The 15,106-nt window shown below is 39.6% G+C and carries 16 protein-coding genes; 15 read left to right on the top strand and 1 reads right to left on the bottom strand.

All coding sequences use genetic code 11. From position 1 onward, the window contains the following. Positions 1 to 353: 353 nt before the first annotated feature. On the bottom strand, positions 354 to 1,130 hold the full coding sequence (locus tag MHH87_RS14675) for an enoyl-CoA hydratase-related protein (RefSeq protein WP_340749993.1): 777 nt from the start codon (positions 1,128 to 1,130) through the stop codon (positions 354 to 356). A 161-nt stretch (positions 1,131 to 1,291) separates the two neighbouring features. Here MHH87_RS14675 and MHH87_RS14670 point away from each other — a divergent pair, with 161 nt between their 5' ends. The 15 genes from MHH87_RS14670 (at position 1,292) to MHH87_RS14600 (ending at position 15,052) form a co-directional block, all read left to right on the top strand. After that, positions 1,292 to 2,530, top strand: coding sequence for an EAL and HDOD domain-containing protein (locus MHH87_RS14670; RefSeq protein WP_340749992.1), 1,239 nt, complete (start codon positions 1,292 to 1,294; stop codon positions 2,528 to 2,530). Positions 2,531 to 2,950: 420 nt separating this feature from the next. Then, positions 2,951 to 3,817: a YitT family protein gene (locus MHH87_RS14665; protein WP_340749991.1), complete on the top strand. Its 867-nt coding sequence runs from the start codon at positions 2,951 to 2,953 to the stop codon at positions 3,815 to 3,817. Positions 3,818 to 3,869: 52 nt separating this feature from the next. Next, a complete protein-coding gene (cccB, locus tag MHH87_RS14660) occupies positions 3,870 to 4,190 on the top strand; it encodes a cytochrome c551 (protein ID WP_340749990.1) in 321 nt (106 codons plus the stop codon). Positions 4,191 to 4,318: 128 nt separating this feature from the next. Further along, complete coding sequence (hprK, locus tag MHH87_RS14655) at positions 4,319 to 5,257, top strand: HPr(Ser) kinase/phosphatase (protein WP_340749989.1); 939 nt, start codon at positions 4,319 to 4,321, stop codon at positions 5,255 to 5,257. Between the two features lie 31 nt (positions 5,258 to 5,288). Beyond that, complete coding sequence (lgt, locus tag MHH87_RS14650) at positions 5,289 to 6,155, top strand: prolipoprotein diacylglyceryl transferase (RefSeq protein WP_340749988.1); 867 nt, start codon at positions 5,289 to 5,291, stop codon at positions 6,153 to 6,155. Next, positions 6,152 to 6,793, top strand: a complete 642-nt coding sequence (gene ppaX, locus MHH87_RS14645; protein WP_340749987.1) for a pyrophosphatase PpaX — start codon at positions 6,152 to 6,154, stop codon at positions 6,791 to 6,793. Before lgt ends, ppaX begins: the two co-directional genes overlap by 4 nt. A 1-nt stretch (position 6,794) precedes the next feature. After that, on the top strand, positions 6,795 to 7,328 hold the full coding sequence (locus MHH87_RS14640; RefSeq protein WP_340749986.1) for an acyltransferase: 534 nt from the start codon (positions 6,795 to 6,797) through the stop codon (positions 7,326 to 7,328). 302 nt (positions 7,329 to 7,630) lie between these two features. Next, on the top strand, positions 7,631 to 8,788 hold the full coding sequence (locus MHH87_RS14635; RefSeq protein WP_340749985.1) for an ATP phosphoribosyltransferase regulatory subunit: 1,158 nt from the start codon (positions 7,631 to 7,633) through the stop codon (positions 8,786 to 8,788). A gap of 4 nt (positions 8,789 to 8,792) precedes the next feature. Further along, positions 8,793 to 9,416, top strand: a complete 624-nt coding sequence (gene hisG, locus MHH87_RS14630) for an ATP phosphoribosyltransferase (protein WP_340749984.1) — start codon at positions 8,793 to 8,795, stop codon at positions 9,414 to 9,416. Between the two features lie 16 nt (positions 9,417 to 9,432). Then, complete coding sequence (gene hisD, locus MHH87_RS14625) at positions 9,433 to 10,713, top strand: histidinol dehydrogenase (protein WP_340749983.1); 1,281 nt, start codon at positions 9,433 to 9,435, stop codon at positions 10,711 to 10,713. Between the two features lie 2 nt (positions 10,714 to 10,715). Further along, positions 10,716 to 11,309, top strand: a complete 594-nt coding sequence (gene hisB / locus MHH87_RS14620) for an imidazoleglycerol-phosphate dehydratase HisB (protein ID WP_340749982.1) — start codon at positions 10,716 to 10,718, stop codon at positions 11,307 to 11,309. Next, positions 11,306 to 11,932, top strand: coding sequence for an imidazole glycerol phosphate synthase subunit HisH (gene hisH / locus MHH87_RS14615; protein ID WP_340749981.1), 627 nt, complete (start codon positions 11,306 to 11,308; stop codon positions 11,930 to 11,932). The genes hisB and hisH overlap by 4 nt, the downstream gene beginning before the upstream one ends. After that, a complete protein-coding gene (gene hisF / locus MHH87_RS14610; protein WP_340749980.1) occupies positions 11,926 to 12,684 on the top strand; it encodes an imidazole glycerol phosphate synthase subunit HisF in 759 nt (252 codons plus the stop codon). Before hisH ends, hisF begins: the two co-directional genes overlap by 7 nt. Next, entirely contained in the window at positions 12,681 to 13,298 is a 618-nt protein-coding gene (hisIE, locus tag MHH87_RS14605; protein WP_340749979.1) for a bifunctional phosphoribosyl-AMP cyclohydrolase/phosphoribosyl-ATP diphosphatase HisIE, read from the top strand. The genes hisF and hisIE overlap by 4 nt, the downstream gene beginning before the upstream one ends. Positions 13,299 to 13,525: 227 nt before the next feature. After that, positions 13,526 to 15,052: a tetratricopeptide repeat protein gene (locus MHH87_RS14600; protein WP_340749978.1), complete on the top strand. Its 1,527-nt coding sequence runs from the start codon at positions 13,526 to 13,528 to the stop codon at positions 15,050 to 15,052. Positions 15,053 to 15,106: the final 54 nt, after the last annotated feature.

Below are 15,106 nucleotides of genomic sequence, written 5' to 3'. Positions count from 1 at the left end.
TCATAAATTAAGCGATTTATAAGTGCGTGAGTTTTTCAGTGCCCACGTATAGTTGCTCAGCGTTTTTTTTATGGTTAAGAAAAGTATAGCTTTTTTAACCAATTTTAAAGGATTTCCTCTCGCTATGTTTTTTAGGAACGGTTGTAGAAAGTTTTCACTACTAATGTTTACTTCCATAAAAACAAAAGAGTTTTAGAAAACGTGATTTGTCTCAATCGGCCAAATTGACATACGACTTATTTGAAATTAAGCGTCATAATTGGCACTTATTTACGGATAAGTTGTATCTCAAATTCGTCTATTTTAGTTTTAGGCATTTTTAAATTTCGTTGTTGATATTTTAAAGAAGAAAATTATTTTCCTTTAAATTGAGGACTCCGTTTTTCAGAGAAGGCATTCAACGCTTCAATCCGATCTTCAGTAGGAATAGTGAGTTCATACGCTTTTCGTTCAATTTGTAAACCAGTATGAAGATCAACCTTCATACCTTGTTTGACCGCAAATTTTGCTTGTTGGATGGCGATTGGTGCGTTACGTAAAATACGGGAAGCAAAGTCCTCGGTAGTTTGTTGAAGTGTGTCTTCTCCGACGATTTGTGTAACTAAACCGATACTAAGTGCTTCAGCTGCGTCTAATTTTTTGGCTGTTAAGATAAGTTCTAGTGCTTTCGTTTCTCCAATTAGGCGTGGGAGACGTTGCGTGCCACCAGCCCCAGGTATTATGCCTAAGCTAGTTTCAGTCAGTCCAACCGATATATGATCAGAGGCAATTCGAAAGTCGCAAGCGAGCGCAAGTTCTAACCCACCACCAAAAGCATACCCATTCAATACACAAATCGTTGGCTGTGGTAGTTGCTCGATCATCGAAAATACTTCACCGAATTTGTTTAGATTACGCTTTACGAGTGAATCAGGTAAAGATTTTCGTTCCTTTAAATCGGCACCAACAGAAAACGATTTATTTCCCGTTCCCGTAATAATAACAAGACGAATATCTGGATGGATGCGGACGGATTCAACAACTTTTTGTAGTTCTTCAAGCATTTCGTAATTAAAAGCGTTTAAAGCATCCGGACGATTCAGTGTAATATAGGCTATAAACTCTTTTTGCTCATACTTTAGAACAGTCATAGTAATGCCTCCCGATTTTATTTTGTATTTTATACTATTTTTATAGTACAATGTTATTAAAAAATATGGAAACTTTAACCAAATATTTTACAAGATGACAATAAAGCAATATAGTTGAATTATAGATTAAAAAAATGAATGAAAAAAGTGAGGAGAAAGAAGTGGAAGTTTTTATCGGTAGACAGCCAATATTCAATATTCACGAGCAAATTGTCGCTTACGAATTATTATACCGAAATAAAAATGTGAATGCATTTCCACTAATAGATTCAGACGCAGCCACTGTGGACGTTTTAGTCAATTCATTTTTATCAATTGGTATCGATGAAGTAACGAATGGTCGCCCGTGCTTTGTGAATTTTACAGAAAATTTATTAATGGGTACGATGCTTGATTATTTAGATCCGACAAAAGTAGTAATTGAAATATTAGAAGATGTACCGATTACTCCTCAGTTAGTAGAGCGCGTTTCTGAGTTAAAAGAACGTGGATTTAAAGTTGCCCTCGATGATTTTGTATTAGATCAAAATGTAACGGTGTATGATGAGCTATTCCATTATATCGATTATATTAAGGTAGATTTTTTACTTTCGCCTTTATTAGAGCGGATGGAAATCGAAAACAAAGTGAAAACAAATTTCCCCAATATAAAATTATTAGCAGAGAAAGTTGAAACACGTAATCAATTTGAGGTAGCAAAGCACTCTGATTATGTTTTGTTCCAAGGGTATTTCTTTGAACAGCCACAAATTATCAAATCAACGGACATCCCAGCGAATACATTGCAGTACTTCCAAATCATTTCAATATTGAAGGATGAGGAACCTAATATTAATATGCTTGCAGAAAATATTGAACGAGATATTTCACTTTCATACAAATTACTACAATTAATTAATAACTCAAATAAGCGTACAAAATCCAAGGTACGTTCAATTAAGCAGGCGATTTTATTATTAGGGCTTTCAGAGCTGCGAAAATGGGTCTATTTATTAGCAATGCGTGAAGTAGAAAATCAAAAAGAATCCGATGTATTTAAAGAATTAATGCGTGCGTCCTTATTCAGAGCGAAAGTGTGTGAAAAGGTAGCAAAGATTAATTACCGAGAAAATTTTTCGGAGTATTTCCTTGTCGGCCTATTTTCGTTAATTGATTCATTGCTTAAGAGACCGATGAATATAATCTTGAGTCAGCTCCCATTATCTGAAAGTATTGCAGAAACAATTAGCGGAACGATAACGGAGATGACACCGTATTTACAATTTAGTTTAGCTTTAAATAAGCTAGACTGGAATCAACTAGAGAAGTTATCAACGCAGCTTAAGCTATCAAATGAAGCAATCGTGCGTATTTATGACGAAGCAAATGCATGGGTAGATGATGCAATTTCGCTGCACTAAAAAAAAGCAAAGGCATTAATGCCTTTGCTTTTTTCTATGTGGATAAGATAGTATAACGTTCTCATCCACATAGCTAATAACCTCAACTTGCCCTATTTTGAGCGAGTTCTGTCTTTTTAATCGTTAAGATCAGTTAAATTATATGGTTGTTTTTATGAAATTAGTGACTTACTGTTACCTTGGCTTGCATAGTGGGTGGTAAACATGCACATCCTTGTGACAGTAATTAACTCTATGACCACATCTGCAGTAACCATCTGCACGTTTGGGTTTGTTAATAAAACGACAATAGCGTCTAATAATGCCATGGGGTAAAAAAGCATTACTCTATTATGGAAGAACACTTCATCTTATCGAAGTTCTCTTTTATTGGAGCGTTTGTTATAATTGTGAAATACTTTAATATAAAGAGAGGTTTTTATGGGAAATTTATCACTACATAATGAACGTTTTTCTACAAAAGATACAGTGATGGAATATGTATGCGTAATAGCTGGAGCAGCGGTTGTCGCTTTTGGTTTTAATGTATTTTTATTTCCAAATCAAGTGGCATCTGGTGGTGTAAGTGGGATTAGTACGATTTTACATGGCTTATTCGGGTGGAATGCAGGACTTATTCAATATGCATTTAATATTCCCTTATTCATTGCAGGTGTATTCGTTTTAGGGAAGACATTTGGGTTTAAATCATTTGTCGGAACGCTTTCCTTACCGTTGTTCGTTATTTTATCGGAGGACTGGGATGCGTGGACGATGAATCCACTTCTCGGTGCAATTTTTGGCGGTATTATGGTCGGACTCGGTATAGGTCTTGTATTTAAAGGGCAAGCTTCTACTGGTGGAACAGATTTACTTGCGCAAATTATTACGAAGTATACTGGACTAACGCTTGGGACGAGTGTACTGCTTATTGACGGAATTATCGCAGTTAGTGCTGCGCTTGTGTTTGATTTAGAAAAAGGTTTGTATGCGTTAATTGGACTTTATGTAACGACGAAAACGATTGATATCGTACAGCTTGGTTTCAGTCAGTCTAAAATGGTGTATATTATTACGAATATGCAAGATGAGATACGCGATGAGATTTATGCAAAAATTGATCGCGGTGTCACGAAGCTTCCCGCAGTTGGTGGTTATACAGGTAAAGATAGGCCAATCTTAATGGTCGTTGTTTATCAAACAGAATTCACAAAGCTGAAACAACTCATTAAAAGCGTTGACCCGACAGCATTTGTCATTGTTGCAGATGCCTATGAGGTATTGGGAGAAGGTTTCAAACGAGCCTAATTTTGTTATAATACTAAATGTAATAAAAATTCTTTTTTGGAGGAGATTCAAAATGAAGAAAAGTTTATTAACAATAATTTTTGGATCAGCACTATTTTTAGCAGCATGTGGTGGTGGCGATAAAGAACCAACCACAACGGGAGAAACGGAAAAACCAGCCGGCGAAAAAATTGTTATGACAAGCTGTGCAACATGTCACGGTGGACAACTACAGGGTATGGGGAATACACCGGCTTTAAATAACGTTGGTTCTCGCTTATCAGAAGAAGAAATTTTAGGCATCATTGTTAATGGTAGAAACGGTATGCCGGGTGGCTTAATTACTGGAGCAGATGCAGAAGCGGCTGCAGCTTGGTTAGCAACTCAAAAATAAGTGATTCAAAAACGGTAAGGTGCTTCGATGCCTTACCGTTTTTTCTTTTTGCAAAATAATAGTAAAATAAGGCGTACATGTTAAAATAAATAAAGATAGGCAATGCGTAAGATTGGAGAGTTGACGTGATGATTCAAGTAATAACAAAGGATGTAATGGAAAAATTTAAATTACATCTTGTGAGCGGTCAAGAAGGAATTGGACGTTATATAACGACAAGTGATATTTCAAGGCCTGGACTCGAAATGGCGGGTTATTTTACGCATTATCCGGCAAATCGCGTACAGCTTTTAGGGAAAACCGAATTATCATTTTTTGATATGCTACCGCCAGATATTAAGCAAGAGCGTATATCGAAGCTTTGCTCACAGGAGACACCAGCTATTATTATTTCTCGCGGGCTGGATGTACCGCAGGAATTAATTGAAGCATCAAATGATAACAATGTGCCAGTATTGGTCACACAGTTAACGACGACGCGCTTCTCGAGTCGCTTGACAAACTTTTTAGAAAGTAAGCTTGCACCGACAACGGCTATTCACGGAGTGTTAGTGGATATTTATGGGATTGGCGTATTGATTATGGGGAAAAGTGGTGTAGGAAAAAGTGAGACTGCGCTGGAACTGATCAAAAAAGGTCACCGTTTAGTTGCAGACGATAGTGTAGAAATTCGTCAAGAAGCGGAAAATATGCTTATTGGGAATCCCCCGCCCTTACTTGAGAATTTACTTGAAATTCGTGGCATTGGTATCATTAATATTATGACGCTATTCGGGGCGAGTGCAGTGCGTCCTTATAAGCGTATTACACTAGTTGTAGAGCTTGAAACATGGGACCCAGATAAAGGGTATGATCGCCTCGGTCTAGATGAAGAAAAAATGAAAATTATTGATACAAACGTAACGAAGCTAACAATCCCTGTGCAACCAGGTCGAAATGTTTCCGTTATTATTGAAGTAGCTGCTATGAATTATCGTCTGAAAAAGATGGGCGTCAACGCAGCGGAGGAATTTGCCCGCCGCTTAGAAGAAGTCATTGCATCAAATGACGAAATGGATGATTTTTAGTAAAAGTAGTTAGCATTGGAAGGAGAACAGGATGGACATTAGCTTATTATTAATTAACCCAATCGCATTTCATTTAGGTCCGATTGAGGTACGTTGGTACGGTATTATTATTGCCACAGGAATTGTACTAGCGTATTTACTTGCGCAGCGAGAGGCAGTAAAGCTCGGACTACATGATGATTTTTTTGCCGATCTGCTTATTTGGGCAATCCCGATTGGTATTTTATCAGCGCGTATTTATTACGTGGCGATGAAGTGGGATTATTACAGTGTGAATCCGGGCAAAATAATTGAAATTTGGAATGGTGGAATTGCTATTCATGGTGCGTTAATCGGCGCGTTTATTACTGCATATCTCTTTACAAAACGCCGTAATGTGAGCTTCCTTCGTATTGCGGATATTGCAGCACCGAGCATTTTGGTTGGTCAAATTATTGGGCGCTGGGGTAACTTTATGAACCAAGAAGCGCATGGTGGCCCAGTAACACGTACGTTTTTAGAAAATCTAATGCTACCAAACTGGATGATTGAGCAGATGTATATCGCGAAAGAAAATACGTATGTACATCCGACTTTTCTTTATGAATCGGTTTGGAATTTTATTGGTTTAATTATTTTAATCGTTGCGCGTAAATTAAATTGGCGACGAGGGGAAATGTTCTTCTTCTATTTAATTTGGTATTCAGCAGGCCGTTACTTCATTGAAGGCTTACGTACAGACAGCTTGTACTTAATCGGAGAGTTACGTTCAGCGCAGGTGGTCTCAATTATTGGAATTGCAATTGGCATCATTGCGATTGTTTACCGTCGTCTGAAGGTACGTCCTGTAGTTCATTATTTAGATCAACCGGAAAAATTAAAAAGTAAAAAAGGGAAATCAAAAGGAGCTTCACGATGAGCACAAAGGCATTACTATTTGATTTTGATGGTACATTACTAAATACAAATGATTTAATCATTCAAACATTTATGCATTTACTGGAAGAAAAATTTCCTGGGCAATATTCGCCAAAAGACTGCTTAAAATTCATTGGTCCGTCACTAAAAGAAACATTTGACGACATTACACCCGGTGAAACGGACGCAATGATTGCGAAATACCGCGAATGGAATATAGCGTATCATGATGAACTTGTAACAGGCTATGATGCAGTCCTTTCTACATTGGAGCAATTAAAGGCAGCAGGGATTCGGTTAGCGATCGTCTCGACAAAAAGCCATGATGGTATCGAGCGAGGACTTCGCGTTTTAGGGGCGGCGCATTTATTTGAGTTTTATATCGGACTTGAAGATGTGAGGCATGTGAAACCACACCCGGAGCCGATTTTACTTGCACTTGAAAAGCTAGGCGTCAAAAAAGAGGAAGTCATTATGATTGGTGACAATTTCCACGATATTGAAGGCGGAAAAAATGCAGGCGTACGTACAGCTGGTGTTGCTTGGTCTATTAAGGGCGAGGAATTTTTACAACAGTTGAACCCAGATTATATGTTGCAGCATATGACGGACTTGCTGGCAATTGTGAAAGGGGCATAAGATGAGGAGAACGGAACGCTACCGCGTAGAAGGTGCCAATTCGCTATGGAATATTTATCAAACGGTATCATTTTTGAAAGTAATGAAATGCTTCATCATTATTCAAATTGGTCGTTTCATGCCGTTTTTAACGGTGAAAAACTGGCTCTATCGCACATTTTTAAAAATGCGCATTGGTAAGCAAACGTCCATAGCTCTAATGGTAATGCCAGATACAATGTTCCCTGAACGTATTACGATTGGAAATAATACAGTAATCGGCTTTAGTACAACGATTTTAGCGCATGAGTATTTGATTGAAGAATACCGTCTAGGTGATGTCGTTATTGGTAGCAATGTTATGATCGGTGCAAATTCAACGATTTTACCAGGTGTTGAAATTGGAGACGGTGTAGTTGTTTCTGCTGCAACCCTCGTGCATAAAGACGTACCAGCAGGCTGTATGGTCGGGGGAAATCCAATGAGAATTATTTATACAGCAGAGCAAATGGCTTCACGTAAAAAAGCAGATGTGCCGAAGTGGCATAATGCCTAGGTTACATATAAAAACAGTGAATTACTTCGGAAAAGAGGATTTGACAAAACTATGTCACATCCTTTTTTTTTTTGATTTTTTTCGTAGATAAGAAAGGACAGCATCTCGCCCTATTTTTGGGAAGGTGTGTCTTTCTAAACTTTATTTGGTGTATAATGTGTAAATAATATCTAAATATTTTGTGAATTTAAAAATTTCTCAATAATCATTGACTGAAAAGTTATATAGTCGTAAAATAACTTTCATATACTAGTTCTCTAATACTCTAGCGCATTAAAGTAAAAAGTTTAGGATGTGTTCAAATGTCGTCAATCAAATTATTCGAAAAGCCAGTTGGAATGCGCGATACATTCCCGCAAATTTATGAAAAATTAGAAGGTGTACGTGAAATCGGACGAAGCTTTTTACGTGCGCGTGGATATGAATTTATTAAAACGCCAACTGTTGAATATTACGATACAGTCGGTAGAGCTTCAGCTATTAAAGAAGCTGCGTTATTTAAATTGGTCGATAACCAGGGGAATACGCTTGTTCTTCGTCCAGATATGACGACGCCGATTGCTCGCGTTGTCACATCAAAATTATTAAAAGAAAAAATTCCGCAACGTTTAGCATATTTCGCAAGTGTATTCCGTGCACAGCAAACTGAAGGTGGCCGTCCCGCAGAATTCGAGCAAATGGGCGTTGAACTAATCGGTGATAATTCCGTTTTTGCCGATGCAGAAGTTATTCTAACAGCGATTGAGCTCGTTCAAGCATTCGGTATTCAGAAATTCAAATTAACAATTGGCCATGCAGGCGTGCTGCAATGCATCTTGCAAGATTATACAGAAAGCGATGAACAGTCAGAAAGTTTACGCCAACTTCTAGTCGAACGCAATTATGTGGGCTTTGAAGAAGCAGTCCGTACGTTCGATTTACCGAAAACAAAATCCGATGCGCTACGGCAATTTATTGAAGAGGCGACAAATCTTTCTTCTATAGAAGATATTGAAAAATACGTGCGCAAAAATGATGCGCTCGAGTATATGCAGTTGCTTTGGCAATTACTTGAGCAGGCAAACTTAGATTCCTATATTGCGTTTGATTTTACGATATCGAGCCATATGAATTATTACACAGGTATGCTGTTTGAAGTATTTGCAGAAGGCAGTGGCTTCCCTCTTGGTAACGGTGGACGTTATGACGGTCTACTAGAGCACTTCGGCAATGGCGTGGGAGCTACAGGCTTTGGTTTACGCGTTGACCGTTTACTAGAAGTTGTCCCACTAAAAGATATTGAAAATGTAACGGCACTTGTGTTATTTGATGATACGCGTTATGTTCAAGCGCTTCATCAGGCGCAGTTGCTACGTGAACAGCAAAAGCGTGTTACGATGCAGTCAACAAAAGGGTTACAGGATGTCGAAACGTTTAAAAAGCAGTTTAAAGAAGTTGTCTATGTAAGGCAGGAGGATTAAGTCAATGACTGAACTAACAATTGCCATGCCAAAAGGAAGAATTTTTGAGGAAGCATATCAAATGCTTATTGAGGCAGGGTTTAATTTACCAGAAGAAGTAGAAATGTCACGTAAGCTAATGATTGAAATCCCAGAAGAAAAAATCCGCTTTATTTTAGCAAAACCAATGGATGTACCGGTTTATGTAGAGCATGGTGTTGCAGATATCGGCATTGCTGGTAAAGACGTGTTACTTGAGCAACAGCGTACAGTACATGAGCTACTGGATTTAAAAATTAGTGAATGTTATATCGCGTCAGCGGGTTTACCAAACACAATGATGAATGAAATTGCACCGCGTATTGCAACAAAATATCCAAATATTGCAATGAAATATTATAAAGGGATTGGCGAGCAAGTTGAAATTATTGAGCTAAATGGTTCGATTGAGCTAGCCCCAATGATCGGCCTCGCTGATCGCATTGTTGATATCGTATCAACGGGCCGCACATTAAAGGAGAACGGCTTAGTCGAGTATGAGCATATTACTGACGTTTCATCACGCCTGATTGCCAATCCAGTAAGTTACCGTATGAAGAGCGCGCGTATCCGTGATTTAGTATCACGTTTGAAGAAGTGCGTGAAGTAGAAAGAAGGGTGCACAAATGCAAATTACGACATTAACAAATGAAATTTCTTTAAAACGACCACTTGAAAGCGGCAATGAGCAGCAGCTTGCAGTTGTCCGGGAAGTACTACAAGCAGTTCGTGAACAAGGAGATGCAGCTGTCCGTGCCTATACAGAAAAATGGGACGGTGTTGTGCATGATAGCTTCCGCGTAACAAAGGAAGAAATTGTTGAGGCTGTAACAGGCTTTGATCCGCAATTACTACAAGACTTATCAGAGGCGGCTGCCAATATCCGCGTATACCATGAAGAGCAAAAACGAGACGGCTACAAGCTTCCAATGGCGGATGGATCGTGGCTTGCACAGCGCATTATTCCGCTTGATGCAGTGGGTCTTTACGTTCCAGGTGGTTCTGCAGCGTATCCATCTTCTGTACTAATGAATGTAATCCCTGCACAAGTAGCAGGTGTGAAACGCATTGTGATGACATCGCCAGCAGGCAAGGATGGCAAGCTACCAGCAGCAGTTCTTGTGGCCGCACATATTTTAGGGGTTACCGAAATTTATAAAGTCGGAGGTGCTCAAGCCATTGCCGCACTTGCTTACGGGACAGAAACGATTGCTGCAGTCGATAAAATTACAGGTCCAGGCAATATTTTTGTTGCTCTTGCAAAACGTGAAGTATTCGGTGAGGTAGCAATTGATATGATTGCTGGTCCGAGTGAGATTTGTGTGTTAGCAGATGACACGGCGTATGCCGATGAAGTAGCAGCCGACCTATTATCACAAGCAGAGCATGATGTATTAGCATGCGCTATATTGATTACAACATCTGACGCACTTGCAGAAGCGGTAGTGGATGAGGTAGAAAAGCAATTGCAAAAGCTTCCGCGTGAGGCCATTGCACGTAAATCCATAGAAAACTTCGGTCATATTTATGTAGCAGAAACGATGGTAGAGGCCATTCATGCCGTCAATGCATTAGCACCTGAACATTTAGAAGTTGTCACAGAAAATGCTGAAGCTGATGCAGAAAAAATTACGCATGCTGGAGCTATTTTTATCGGACGTTTTAGCTCGGAGCCGGTCGGGGATTATTTTGCGGGTACAAATCACGTACTGCCAACGAATAGTACAGCTCGTTTTGCTAGTGGTTTAAATGTCGATGATTTTATTAAACGCACGAGCGTTGTTTATTATAGTGAAAAAACGTGGGCACGAAATGCACAGAAAATTGCTCGCCTTGCACGTATGGAAGGCTTAGAAGGACATGCACGTGCAGTAGAAGCGCGCGGCTGGGATAAAGGAGAAGAATAAATATGACACGTTTTGCAAAAATCGAACGCAATACAAATGAAACAAAAATTTCTGTCGAGTTAAATTTAGATGGTTCTGGACAAGCCGAAATCAATACAGGCGTACCGTTCATGGACCATATGCTAGACCTATTCGTGAAGCACGGATTATTTGATGGCAAAATTATCGCGAATGGTGATATACATATTGATGATCACCACACAACAGAAGATATCGGTATTGTGCTAGGACAAGTTATTCGCGAGGCGCTTGGCGACAAAAAAGGTATTAAACGCTATGGCAATGCTTTCGTACCAATGGATGATACTCTTGCACAAGTAGTCATTGATTGCTCAAATCGTCCCCATTTAGAGTATCGAATTGAACCTACACTAACAGAAAAAGTCGGCACATTTGATACAGAACTTGTACATGAATTTTTATGGAAGTTTGCACTTGAAGCACGCATGAATGTACATGTTATCGTCCCATACGGAAAAAATACACATCATATTATTGAAGCAATTTTCAAAGCATTAGCACGAGCAATTGATGACGCAGTACAAATTGATCCACGTGTGAAAGGTGTACCGTCAACGAAAGGACTGTTAACGTGAAGATTGGTGTAATTGATTATGGCATGGGAAATTTATTTAGCGTGGAACAGGCGTTAAAACGCTTAAACTGTGAAGTGGTTGTCACAAGCGATGTGGCGGAGCTCCGTACAGCAGATGCACTGGTACTACCGGGTGTTGGTGCATTTCCCGACGCAATGAAACGTTTACAAGAGACGAATTTAATTCCATTCCTTTACGAAATGAAGGAAGTGAACAAGCCCCTTTTAGGCATTTGTTTAGGCATGCAATTATTATTCGAGGAAAGTGAGGAAGTCGCTTTAACTAAGGGCGTTGGTATTTTTAAAGGCCGCATTGAACGCTTCCATGATGTTTCACGTATTCCGCATATGGGCTGGAATGAGTTGGAGTTAGCCCAAGTACCAAACTGGCTAAAATCAGAGGCAACTCCGACTGACAAATTCGTCTATTTCGTGCATTCATTTTATGCGGCGAATATTGCCAAGGAGCAGCTTGTAGCATGCGCTGATTACGAAGGTGTACAAGTACCTGGCATTGTTGCAAATGGCACATTTACAGGCATGCAGTTCCATCCAGAAAAATCAGGCCAGTTCGGTGTCTATTTACTAGCACAATGGCTCAAAGGAGTGACAGTTACATGCTAACAAAACGTATTATTCCGTGCCTTGATGTAAAAGAAGGCCGTGTTGTAAAAGGAGTTCAATTCGTCGAGCTGCGCGATGCTGGAGATCCAGTAGAACTTGCGAAGTTTTATGATGAGCAAGGCGCAGACGAATTAGTATTCCTCGATATTTCCGCTTCTCATGAAGGCCGTGAGACGATGGTGGATGTAGTGCGCCAAACAGCGGCAAGTTTAGCCATTCCATTCACAGTAGGTGGCGGTATTCGCACGCTAGATGATATGAAACGTATTTTACGTGCAGGGGCAGACAAAGTGTCGGTGAATACTTCTGCTTTAGAACGTCCAACGCTAATAAAAGAAGGTTCTGACTATTTCGGTGCACAATGCATTGTTGTCGCAATCGATGCACGGTACAGTGAAGAGGACGGTACATGGATGGTTTATACGCATGGTGGCCGCAATAAAACTTCATGGAAAGCGGTTGACTGGGCACAGGAAGCTGTGCGCCTAGGTGCAGGTGAAATCTTACTAACAAGCATGAATAAAGATGGTGAGAAGTCGGGCTTTGATTTAGGCTTAACAAAAGCCGTGCGTGATGCGGTGACAGTTCCGGTTATCGCAAGTGGCGGAGCAGGTAACGCGGAGCATTTCGCTGCCGTTTTACAAGACGTTAATGCAGATGCGGCACTCGCGGCATCTATTTTTCACTATAAAGAAACGAGCGTAGCCGAAGTAAAAGCTTATCTACGTGATAAAGGAGTTCCTATCAGATGATTGAAGGATTAAAATTTAACGAACAAGGCTTAATTACAGCCGTTGTTCAAAACGCGCAATCAAAAGAAATATTAACAGTTGCTTATATGAATGAAGAATCATTAGCAAAAACGCTAGAAACAGGCGAAACTTGGTTTTACTCACGTTCTCGTGAAGAGCTTTGGCATAAGGGGGCAACAAGCGGTAATACACAAAAAGTGATCTCAATCAAAACAGACTGCGATAAAGATGCACTAGTTGTAGAAGTACTTCCAGCAGGCCCGGCGTGTCATAACGGCACAACGTCTTGCTTTACAGAAACAATCGTTGAAAACTCAAAAGTTGGCTCAGTGGCGATTTTACCTCAGCTCGTTGACGTTATCCGTCAGCGTGAAATCGATATGCCAGAAGGCGCGTACACAACGTACCTATTCGATAAAGGCATCGATAAAATTTGTAAAAAGGTTGGCGAAGAAGCAACCGAAGTCGTCATCGGCGCGAAAAACCGTGATACAGAAGAAGTGAAATGGGAATCAGCGGATTTAATGTATCACTTACTTGTATTACTACAAGAGCAAAAAGTGAATGTGTATGACGTATTAGCAGTATTAGAAGAGCGACATAACAGAAAGTAATAAGAGCTTTAGATACAAACTATACTGAAAGCGAAGCGTCATGATGAGAAATAAATGACAGCACAAGCGAATGTGCTATAATAGAAACAATTGTGTGAGGAACGTGTCTAGCGTTCCTTATTTCTTTGGTCGTTAATAAAAGCATACTAACTTAACGACATAAGTAAGGACAACATCTCGCCTTTGTTTTGGGCGAGATGTGTCTTTCTAATTTCGGAGGAATTTTTTTGGAAAATAAACGTTTAAAAGTGAAAAGTAGTAATGTCGTTTCATTTATTCCGAACGGTGATTATTATTATAATAAAGCCCTAAAGGCGATTGATCGCGATGAAATGGACAAAGCGTATAAATATATTAAGCGTGCGGCAGAACTTAACCCGGACGATGCTCTTGTATTATTACAATATGGGATTTTAGAAATGGAAGTACAAAATTTCGAACACGCATACGAGCTTATTCATACAGCTTATAGTCTAGAGCCAAGTGAAGCTGAAATTGTTTTTATGCTAGCAGAAGTTTCTGGCTGCATGGGGCTTATGCATGATGCCAAAAAATATGCGAACCAATATCTAGAGATGGATCCTGACGGCATGTATGTGCAGGATGCGATGGAAATTTTAGATTTCGTCGAATTTGAACAGGATGACTATGAGGAAATAGATGACAATGACTCGGCTAAAATGTTAGCTCAGGAAAAGGCACGTCGCTTTATGGAGCAAGGTGAATTCCCACGTGCTATTGGGATTCTTGAGGAAACGATTGAGCTGTACCCAGAATTATGGGCAGCGTATAATAATTTGGCACTTGCTTATTTTTATGTAGGTGAAGCGGAACAGGCGAAGGCATTACTGCATCAGGTTTTACGTGAAAATCACGGCAACTTACATGCTTTATGTAACTTAACTGTATTTGCCTATTACGAAAAAAATGACAAAGAGTTAAACGCATTATTAGAGCTATTACGGAAAATACAACCCTATGAATGGGAAAATCGCTATAAATTAGGTGCAAGTCTTGCGCTAGTTGGGCAGTATGAGGACGCGTATAAATGGCTTCGATCAATGAGCAAGCGCGGCTATGAGGGGGATCCTGGATTTTACTTCTGGCTGGCACAATCTGCGTATTTCTCTGGTCATGAGGAAGTGGCGAAGGCAACATGGAAATCACTTATTGAGCTTGACCCAACGAAAGAAGGGTATGAACCGTGGTCAAATACGGCTACAGGGGACTACCAAAAATCAGCAGAAAACAACCGTGAGCTTATCATGCGTAAATTGTCGAGCGTAGAAGTGAGTGACCGTATGTTTGGTTTGTTTTTACTGAAAACATCGGCGCATAAGCAAGAGATTATCTCGCACCCAACAATTGTCGACGTATCAAACTATTCAAATATCGAAAAGTTAAGTCTAGCATACGCATTAGAGCACCCGTTTAATACTAAGGTGATAGAAGAGCTTTATTTCCAACGATTAATGCATGTCGCAGAAGAAATCGTACGCATTAATGGGTCTATTACGATGGAAGTTGCGCAAATTTTACACATTTGGTTCTCGATTAGTGAAGTAGCGTTTGAACATGATTATCCATTTAAGAATATTCAAGCTATTGCCGCAGCGATGGAATTTACGTATTACGCAGCAATGGAAGAGTCGGTGACAAAAAAAGACATCGCCTTAAAATACAACACAACCGTTGCAACATTATCAAAGTATATTGATGCATTATATGACTTTGTACCGACAAGTCTAGACTAAGCTTTTTAATTGAACAAATTACATGCATCGCGTACGATATATGTATATTAAATT

The organism is Solibacillus sp. FSL H8-0538, from assembly GCF_038003525.1.
Lineage (GTDB): Bacteria > Bacillota > Bacilli > Bacillales_A > Planococcaceae > JBBOPI01.
This window is presented reverse-complemented; position numbering and strand designations above follow the sequence as displayed.